The sequence below is a fragment of the Areca yellow leaf disease phytoplasma genome (genome assembly GCF_041920595.1).
On sequence record NZ_CP169277.1, the window covers coordinates 486,030 to 496,425 of the forward strand.

Sequence of the window (10,396 nt, forward strand, 5' to 3'; positions counted from 1 at the left end):
TGTATTCTCGCTGTTTTGCAAGTATAAGTGCAAAAAACAAAATATATTATTGTTGGTCAAAAGGAATGCAAATTAACAGTTTTAAAATCACAAAACAGAGAAAAAAATATAAAAATTATAAAGTAAGTAAAAAATGCATGCTGTTTAAAATCAAAATCCAAAGAAAAAATTAAACTAAATGATGTAGTTTTAAAAATCATAGAATTTATCATCATCGATATGAGGAGCTAAAAGATTGCAATTATCTTTATTTTTGGCAATTGGTGTTTTCCAATCCGATGCCTAATCAGCTAATTTAAGCATTTCAACATCATTATAGCCGTCCCCTACACAAACTAATTGATGATGGGGTAAAATTCTTTGAATTTTTAATACCACAAGTTTTATTCACACTTTGAGGCACCAAATCAACACCACCATTAGTTCTCCAATAATACACTTGCAAATCTTTCAAATCTTTAGAAAATTTTTGCAATTTTTCTTCATTGAGTTCGAATAACCACACTTGATAAACATTGTTGTGCTGAATAAAATTCAGGGTCCACTACAGATTTTTTATTAGTGCAGTAAAGTTCTCCCTAATGAAGGCGGATTAAGTCTTGTGGGCTTGGTACAATTTCTTGTGTATTCCTGTAAGACCTATGTTAATTTTTGGCTTGATGGGCTTTTGCGATTAGTTCTTTGGCTTCTTCTTTTTTAAAGGTCTATCATCAATTACTTTATCAAAATATTTGAAATACAAGACCGCCGTTAAAAAAGACAAAAATGTTTGAAATAAGGTAGCAAATTACCTAAACATCTATTCTTTTAATGTTTCTTCCTGTAGCAACTGCTAAAACATTATCAGGAGTTTTAGGCTAAAGTTTGGATGGCTTTGATTGTTTGGGGAAAGATTTTTATATTTAGAACTTAAAAAGGGTGCCATCAATATCAAAATAAATAAAGATTCTTCTTTTTTTGTTTCATTTGAAACTCCTATTATCCCCTATCGAATTTGAGAAACACAAAAAATGATGAAATGAAAAAATGAAATTAGAAAAAGGGGGGGATGAATTAATTAATTGTAGCAAATTAAAATAAAAACTTTTGCTAAATGTTTGTCTTATTTTCTCCTAATTGTAAATTGGAATTAACTTGTAAAAGGACAATCATTTTAAATATCTTTGAAGTGGAAGCTGAAGTTTGTTTGCTTGCTATTTGAGAAAAAATAAAAAATCCCTCAGTTTGAGGGAAGGCTTTTCCTGCTAAATGCCATCGTATCGGGTTGTTCTAAAATGGTTTTAATGTTGGCAACAGACACTGAACCGCCGTAAATAATTCTCATGGCAAAAGATGCTTGGGAAGAATAAAGTGCAGTGATCTTTGTCTCTAATTTGTTCAATGACTTTGTTAGCATCTTGGAGTTGCACTTTTGCCTGTACCAATTGCCCAAACTGGTTCATAAGCGATGATGATGTTTTGTAATGCTTCTTCTGGAACACCTGCAAAAATGTTGGTTAATTGTTGGTCTAAAAACACTTTGGGTTTGGTTATTTTCTTGGTAAGAAGCGATTCGCCCACACAAACAGTAGGAACTAATTTGTGTTTGAGAATGATAAAAAGTTTTTAGATTAACTGTTTGATCGGTTTCTCCAAAGAGTTCTTCTTTCGCTGTGTCCTAATAAAACGTGCTTGACACTAATGAAAGCAAATTTTGTGGTGAAACTTCGCCAGTAAAAGCGCCTTCGGATTCATAAAACATATTTTGGGCCCCTACTTGTAAATTAGTGCCTTGGAGTTGTGCTAAGGAATCAATAAGGTAAGTTGGAAAATTAAAGTTTGGACTTGGGTTTGGTCAGGAACTTGCAAACACTTTTGGATATTCAGGGCTTCGTCTTTGCGTTGTACATTACCAGTACCTGCAATCAATTTTGTTCTTGGTTTGTAATTGTAAATTACTCCTTTAATATTTTTTTACAAAAAATAGATGGTTGACAAATTTGAACTAATTTTTTAAATCAATATTTTTGAAATGGAAATTGTTAAAAAGTTTTAAAATATTGAATTTAAATTTTTTGATAAAGAGAAAGGAAAAACGCAAAAAGAGTTATTATTTTATATTAACATTTACAAAATAAAATTATATCATAACAAGGCAAAGGGTAAAAAGATTAAATGTTGAAAAAATATAAATAAATATGGTAATTTGGGAATTGTTTAAAAAGGTAAATTAAAGTATGAAACAAAAAAAAGAACTCAAAGCCAAGAATCAAACCTAATAAAAAACCACCATGACCTGGGAAGGAAACTTCCAAAGTCTTTGATCTACATAATCTCTTTTAAATTTGGAAGCTAACAAATCGCTAATTTGAGAAATAATAATTAAAAAAGCATAGATGGGGGAACTAATGCAAGAGTTGCAATCAATAAATAAAAAGACCATCAAAACTGTTATAGTAGAGCCAAAAGTGCCTAAAATGCCCTTTTTGAGTTTTTAGGACTTAGGTGAAAAGCTAGAGGGTCTTGTTCTAAAAAGGAGGCAAAAACGCAGGAAACGTGCTAAAAAAGCAGAAGAATCAGTAGACATAGCACAACAAAAAAAACAAAAGCAAATAATGCCAATGCAGGAAAAACAAAGAAAAAGACAAGCCATCAAAAAACCAATATAAAAGGTGATAAGAAAGGTTTGCTTACATCTTTAGTTTGCAAAAAGGTAAAAAACTAGCATTGTTAAAACTAACACAAAGGCAAGAATAAAAGAAGGAAAAAAATTTAGGTTCGTGGGAGTTGGTTTTGTTAGGGATAAAAATGTGTCTTTATTAAGGAATAAAAAAGTTTAATTGTTTTGCGTCTTTATTAAGTTTGATTTTGACAAATATTTGATACAACATCAAACAAACAACTGTAAAAAATAATAAAACAAGTAGCAACCTAACCCAAATTTAATAAAGGTCTGTTTTTTGGGTATCTTTGGGATGTTTAATTATAAAAAACATTTCTTGCACTGCTTTTATTGCTAAAGGGCAAAAACTACAAATTTGATTTCTAAAGGGGCATAATAATAAAAAGAAAAAAAGAAAAGAAAATAAAACTAAGGTGGCCCCTGTTATTATTCTCTTTTTTTATCATATAACCTCATTTTTTTTAAAGCGAAAGTTAAAAATTGGTTAAAATTGTTGTATTTGGAAAACAAAATCATTTTAAGCTTTTAATAATTCAGTGTTTTTAGTGGTGGTGTTTTTTTCAATAAGTTTAATGTTTTTATCAGTTAATGTTTGAATTTGATTTAAATAAAAAGTTTCTAAATCTTTAGTAAGTTCCACTTTTTTGATTTTTTTTGTCATTGCCTTCGCGACGCACGTTTCTAATAGCTACTTTGGTCTTTTCTGCTAGTTGCTCTACTTCTCTTTAATTAAAGCTTTCTTCTCTCTTCGGTTGGTTTGGGGAAAACAAGTCTTACAACTACACCATCAGTTTGAGGAGTGATTCCTAGATTAGATGCCAAAAACCTTTTTTGAATATTAGGAATTAAAGTGCTATCGTAAGGTTTGATGTTGAGTTGGTTGCCTTCAGAAACGCTAATAGAGGCTAACGTTTTTAAAAAGTGGGTGCTCCATAATAATTAACACAGTAATTTTATCTAAAATATTAGGATTAGCAGTTCCAGTGCGAATATCGCAAAAGTTTTTTAACATTACTTCTTGGAAGCGAGTCATTTTAGTTTCTAACGACGCAAGAATATCTTTACAGCAAGTTGTTGCATATTTATTCTCCTTTTTAAACTAATAACAGTGTACCTATGTTAGTTTCTTTGAGTACAACTTTTTTGATATTACACTTTTTTTAACATATTAAAAACTAAAATATCGATGTTATTTTCTAAACAAAGAGAAGCGGCTGTAATATCCATAACTGCCAGTCTTTGAGATAAGATTTGTTGGTGTTTCATGTGTTTGATTAAAACGGCATCTTGATGTTTTTGGGATCTTTATTGTAAACACCTTCAATATTATTTTTAGCCATTAAAATAACATCAATGTTTAGTTCAGCAGCTCTTAGGGCAGCAGCAGCAATTGTCGGTGGAAAAGTAAGGAGAACCAGGCCCCTGCACCTAAAATAACTACTCTATCTTTTTCCAAATGACGAATAGCTTTGCGGCGAATATAGGGTTCGGCTACCGAAGAAACAGGAAAGGCAGTCATCACGCGTGTGATGGTATTTGTTTGTTCTAAGGCATCTTGCAAAGCTAAAGAATTCATGATAGTTCCAAGCATTCCCATATAATCTGCCTGAGAACGATCCATACCCAGTTCTTCACCAGTGCGTCCACGCCAAAGGTTACCTGCTCCTACAATGATGGCAATTTTGACTCCTAAATCTTTGATTTCTTTGATTTCCCAAGCAATTTTTTTAATGGTGCGAGGGTCAATTCCGTATGAAGATTCGCCTTTAAAGGGATTCACCACTTAATTTTAAAAGAATTTTTTTATGCATCCACAAAACCTTTCTTAATAAACATCTGCAACATCTTTAAAAAGAGTCTAAATTTGAGTTTGTTAAATAAAAGTATGAAATAAAGATTTTTGAATTATTAGTTGTAATATTTCCCAACGCACATAAGAAACTACATCAGTGTTGTTGGCTTTAAGATAATCTTTTACTTTTTGATCTGCATTTTTGAATCAAAGGTTGTTCTGATAAATACATGTCTTTTAACATTTTGCCTAAACGATTTTCAACAATTTTTTCTATCATTTGTGCGGGTTTGTCGGATAATTCTTTGGCAGTTTGTTTATGTAAAATCTTTTTTTCTTCTGCTAAAATGTAGGATCTACTTTGTCAGGAGTTAAAAATTGCGGTTTGGAAGCAGCTATATGCATCGCTATGTCTTCTGATACAGAGGGCAGTCGTTTTTTAAAACTACCAAAACAGAAATATTGAAACCGTTTTGGTGTCAAAGTTCCAAAAGATTCTTGAGGCTTTTTAGTAACTTTGGAAATACTAAGCGAGTACGTTTTCGCTTTGAAACTGATGTTTTTCTAACAATAATTTTGAACGGTTTTATTTTGTAATTAAAGGCTAAAAGGTCTTTGGCGTTAGATAATTGGTTTTAAAATAATTTCTCCAAGCACTTTACTAATTGTTGAAAAAATGTTCGTTTTTGGAAACAAAATCAGTCTCAGAATTTGATTTCCTATATAAAAAGAGCGTTGTTGCCAGCAAAAACAATATTCATATGTGATGCCTTCCAGAAGTTGCACGTCCTTGTTTTTGAGCTGCTTTAATGATGCCTTTTCTCTTAAAAACACGATGGCTTTCGATGTTGCCTTCCAGTTTGTTGTAAAGCTTTGCTGACATTCCTTCATTCCAGCATGCGTTTTTGACGTAAATCCTTAATCATTTCGGCTGTAATTTTCATTTTGTTGCTCCATTCCTAAATTTTAATGATTTAATTACTTTTAATTATAAATTGTAAAAATAAAAATTGTGTATTGGTTAGTTAAGGACCAAAAGAAAGTTTAATTATCTTTGGTTTGATTTTGGTAAGATAGTTTCTTGGTAAATCTTGGTAAGGACGTTTGTTAGGGGTATTGTAATTTTGAGGTTTTAATGGGTTTTTAGCATCAAAGTTTCTGCTTTTCAACAACGCCACCGAGTGCCTTCAACACAAGCATTAGCCATTAACCAAATAATTAATTTCACTCCTCTAATAGCGTCGTCATTAGCAGGAATAATGTAGTCTACTAAATCAGGGTCGCAGTTAGTGTCTACAATTCAAAAACTTTTGATTCCCTAATTTACGCGCTTCGGCAACTGCGATACTTTCTTTTTCTGGGTCAACAACAAAAATAGCTTGAAGACGGAAGTCTTTCATGTCTTTGATGCCGCCCAGAATTTTTCCTGTTGTCTCTTTTACGCTTTAATTTGCACTACTTCTTTTTAGGAAGTTTTTTCCAAAGTCCTTCTTCTTCTTGTTTGTGGAGCAAATGAGTAATTCGATTCTTTTAAAATAGGTTTTGAAATTAGTTAATGAAAAACGCCACCTAACAACGATGATCCACGTAGTATTGTTGTGAACGTTTAGCTTCTTCTCTAATCGCTGATTGAATTTGTTTTTTAGTGCCACAAAATAAAGCTTTTCCGCCTGAAGTAATGATGTTTAGCAATTCTTGATAAGCTTTTTTTCAATTTCTTCTGAGGGTTTTTTCAAGTTGATAATGTGAATGCCATTTTCTAGAAGTAAAAATGCTGGGGTTTCATTTTGGGATTCATTTGCGAGTGGCATGACAAAAATATACTCCTGATTCTAATAATTCATTTGTTGTAACTACTGCCATTGTTATTAAAAATTCCTTTTTATTTTAATTGATATTTTTGAAATATTGTGTTGTTAAATTATGATAAAAAAATAAATAAATGATAATTTTGTTTGTGTTTGGGCTTTTGCATTTTAACTATTTAATACATTTTTTAATTGTGAATTGTGTATCAAAATTGATCCAAAATGATGATGCATCATCATCAAGTTTTTATTTCTATTTGCAAATATTGTGCCAAATTGCTAAATTGCTATTTTTTTTAATTGTGTCAAAAATGTTTGAGCAATGCATTTATACATCCCTTATAATTAAATAAAAGCTTTTTGCAAGTTTGTTTTGGGGAAGGAAAATGTCGTTTTAATAATTATTTGATAATTATAAATTTATAAATCACAAATATAACAATTAAAAAATAATTAAATAATCAAAATTGACGGGCAAAATGATTTGCCTAGTAGCAAAAACGGCAACAAACAAACAAATGCATTAAAAAACCAAGAACAAAGAACAAACAATAAAATGTTTTTGAAATAATAAAAATAAAAATAAATAACTTTTTTCCTAACATATTTTACCATATTTAAAATCATTTAACAATGTTTTTGTTGATTTGGATAATTCTTGTTACTTTGTGCTACCAAAATTGGCCTTCCTTTTCTATAAAATTATTTTCTTTTTCTTGGATAATTTGAAAAAAAGGGTTGAAAAATCTTTGTGCAATTTTTCGCCTTTACAAACTTGAACTGGCTTTTAGAAAAAATTACAAGGCAATAAAAATATGACCTTCATTTTGGTAAATTATTAGAATAATCACTATCGACTACTCCACGCCGTTGGCAAGGGTTAGTTGTTTTTTCTGGAAAAGGGCAAAGAAGACCTTTACATAAATTAATAAAACTTCGTTCCAAGGAAAAGATGCTTTAATTCCTGTGGGAACCAAAATGACTGTTTGCGGTGGGATTTCCATGCTTTGGGCTGATTCAAAATCATAACCAGCGCTGAATTTGGTTTGACGTTGGGGAAGGTTGATTCCTTGATTTTGATAACTGCTTACTTTTTTAAAAAAACGGTTTGTTTTATTCATAAAAATGAAACCTTGGCTTTCTTTTTTGGGGTAGTTAGTAATTTTACTTTTTAAATTAATAAATGCAAATCACAAAATAAAAATAATACAAAAAGAGTAGAAAAAATAATTAAAAAGGTGGCAAAAATAAAAATTTTCAACAAAATAAGTTTTTAAATATTATAAAAATTAAAAAATATTATAAAAGTTAAAGATTCCAATCAACAACTTTAATTCCACAAATTTGTAAATAAGTATTAGCACGAGAAAAAGGTTTAGATCCAAAAAAGCCTCTATGAGCGGAAAAAGAGGAAGGATGGGGCTTTAATTATGCAATTTTGGGATTGACAAATATATTGTTCGTAGGTTTGAGCAAATTTTCCCTTAAAATATAGACTATATTGGGTTTAGCTTGCAAAGCTTGAAAAATAGTTTTGTAAATTCTTGCCAACCAATTTGATGGTGACTTAAAGGTTTATCTTTTTCAACAGTCAAAATAGCATTAATCATCAAAACACCTTCTAGCGCCCATTTAGTTAAATTATTATGCGAGCAGTAATTGTAAATCATTTTGTAATTTTTTAAAAATATTGGATAAACTAGGTGGTTTTTGTAAGGTTTTTACACTAAAAGACAACCCGTGAGCTTGATTTTTGCCATGATAAGGATCTTGCCTCAAAAATAACTACTTTCACTTTTTCAAAAGGAGTTAAATTAAAAAGATGCAAAAATATCTTCTTGATTGGGATAAATAATAGTTTTGTGATTGGTTTTTTCTTCTTGCAAAAAAGTAAATATTTTTTTTAAAATAAGGTTTAGTTTTTTGATTATTAATGATTTGTTGCCACATTAATTGTTTACCTTTTTTGGTTTGTTATTGTAAAAATTTTTTGTATTATTTTGTAATTTGGTGTTATTTGATTGCATTTTTGTAATTATTTGGCTGCTTTTAATTCTTTAATTAAGGAATATAAGAGATGCGCCATAATCTCATTAAATAAACGATTATTAAAAAACAAATATATGGATTTCTGAATAAAAAAGCAAAGAAAGAGCCAATATAAACAAACAGATAAGAAAAGAAATTTTTGATGGATGGAAAACATAACGGTCTTCTTACAAACATATTTAAGCCACAATTTTGCAAAAAGGGAATTTCTCTCTCTTTCTCTCTCTCTCTCTCTCTTTTGTTCATATTTGTGTTGGGTATCATTTGCATCAATCTCAAGTGCTAAATTTAATTGTTTTTTGAATCATTATAAACGACTCTGGTATGAATAATAAAAACGATGTTTTTGGGTTGCTTGTCTTTCTTGTTCAGAAACATTTAGGATTATTATAATTAGGTTTCCTTCAAAAATTACAACATCGTCGTTTTTTTGGATGAGTTGTGCCTACTTTATAAGGTTTGGTTGTAGGATTTTTGATGATTTGTTTCCCATCAAAAGCAACTTCAACAGGCATAAGTTTCTCTCTGGAAGCGTCCCAAACACCTCTAATAAAACCAAATCACCCATTTGTCCTGAATCCCTCATTTTTAGGACCATGTAAAAAAAGGTTCATACTACCAGAAGCCACAGAAAGCAGCAACAGTTTCAGATATTTGGCTGAATATTTAGGAAAAAAGCATTACTCCGTATGAAGCAATAAAGAGATAGATTAGAAAAAAATCTAAAATAATAATCATACTTTTTTAAAAAATTAAAAGGATAGATTTGTTTTTTTGACTTTGTGTATGGGAGTTTTTGTTTATTTTTGAACCTCAATAATTATAATAATGTTGTTTCCTTTTTTGTTGTGTATATGAATCATTTTCAACTATACAAATTAATTATAGCATAGAAAAAAGTTTTTTTGATGAATCAATTATAAGTGCTAAAAAATATTATTATTATAAAATAAATGTTATAATATTATTGAAAAATGTAAATATAAGTCAGCTGATACATTCTAATAATGTTAGACTTTTAACTCACAAAAGAATTTTTGGGATGAAATCCCAGAAAAACTTTAATGATTTTAAAAAAATTAATTCCATCTAGGAATTTCCCAATAATAAATTAAAAAAATATGAAAATTATAAAATTAAGAATTAGGTTCGCAACTATTACAACTACTTTTACATTATTGTTGTTAGTGGTCCTAATTTGCTAATCTTTTTAGTATCTTGATAATATAAGCCCAACAAAAAACAAACCTAATCATAATGTGGATATTTATTCAAAGAAAAATCTATATAACATGGATGGAAACGTGACCTCTTTGGATTATGATAACAAAACAAATAAAAAATTAAACTCACAGCGTTTAATTTTTTTATTTGTTTTTGTTATCATAATCAAAATATGGTCAATGTTTCATCCATGTTATGGAGCCACTATTGTTTATGATTAGGTTTGTTTTTGTTAGATATATTATCAATATTGTCAAGGTTAAAATTAGGACCACTAGCACAACAACAATGTAAAAATGGTAGTGCAGGCTAATTCTTCAATTTTATAATTTTCATATTTTTAATTTATTAGTAATTTTCTAAAACTTATTTTCAAAGTTTCTGGGACTCATCCCAAAGTACTGAACGTGGCTCAAAGGAATGGTATCAGCTTTGGATATATTGTATTTTTCAATAATATTATAACATTTATTTTATATGTCTTTTTGGCACTATAGTGATTCATCAAGGCTTTTCTATCTTCCTCTAATTAATTGTGAAAATAATTCATCAGTGTGACAAAGAGACATCAATTATTATATGTTCATCATAAATCGAAAAACTCGTCTATCCTTTTAATTTTAAAAAGTATGATTATTATTTTAAGATTTTTTCTAAATCTGTCATAACAATTCTTTAGTGGCTTCCTAGATATTTGTGAAATATGTTGCTGCTTTTCTTAATGACTCGTAGTATGGAACCTTTTGCATGGTCAGGATTCAGGATTTAGTTTTATTAAGAGGTAGGACATGTATACTGTTAATTGCTTTTGATGGAGAACAAATCACCGTCTACAGCCAAAGTAGTGGGCAGCATGACTCA

At 29.7% G+C, this 10,396-nt stretch carries 5 protein-coding genes and 4 pseudogenes; all 9 read right to left on the reverse strand.

Annotated features, from left to right (window positions below):
* Nucleotides 1-1,219 precede the first annotated feature (1,219 nt).
* Nucleotides 1,220-1,560, reverse strand: a pseudogene (locus tag ACEW7V_RS02765) (triose-phosphate isomerase).
* Nucleotides 1,561-1,657: 97 nt separating this feature from the next.
* Nucleotides 1,658-1,795, reverse strand: coding sequence for a triose-phosphate isomerase (locus ACEW7V_RS02770; protein ID WP_374695770.1), 138 nt, complete (start codon nt 1,793-1,795; stop codon nt 1,658-1,660).
* Nucleotides 1,783-1,908 (reverse strand): hypothetical protein, encoded by a 126-nt coding sequence (locus ACEW7V_RS02775; protein WP_374695371.1) that lies wholly within the window; start codon nt 1,906-1,908, stop codon nt 1,783-1,785. The genes ACEW7V_RS02770 and ACEW7V_RS02775 overlap by 13 nt, the downstream gene beginning before the upstream one ends.
* 1,271 nt (nt 1,909-3,179) lie before the next feature.
* Nucleotides 3,180-3,742, reverse strand: a pseudogene (frr, locus tag ACEW7V_RS02780) (ribosome recycling factor).
* Between the two features lie 14 nt (nt 3,743-3,756).
* Nucleotides 3,757-4,479: pseudogene (pyrH, locus tag ACEW7V_RS02785) on the reverse strand (UMP kinase).
* 144 nt (nt 4,480-4,623) lie between these two features.
* Complete coding sequence (locus ACEW7V_RS02790; RefSeq protein WP_374695771.1) at nt 4,624-4,803, reverse strand: hypothetical protein; 180 nt, start codon at nt 4,801-4,803, stop codon at nt 4,624-4,626.
* A gap of 408 nt (nt 4,804-5,211) precedes the next feature.
* Complete coding sequence (locus ACEW7V_RS02795) at nt 5,212-5,337, reverse strand: hypothetical protein (protein WP_374695372.1); 126 nt, start codon at nt 5,335-5,337, stop codon at nt 5,212-5,214.
* Nucleotides 5,338-5,479: 142 nt separating this feature from the next.
* Nucleotides 5,480-6,317, reverse strand: a pseudogene (gene rpsB, locus ACEW7V_RS02800) (30S ribosomal protein S2).
* Between the two features lie 802 nt (nt 6,318-7,119).
* Nucleotides 7,120-7,383, reverse strand: coding sequence for a hypothetical protein (locus tag ACEW7V_RS02805; RefSeq protein ID WP_374695373.1), 264 nt, complete (start codon nt 7,381-7,383; stop codon nt 7,120-7,122).
* Nucleotides 7,384-10,396: the final 3,013 nt, after the last annotated feature.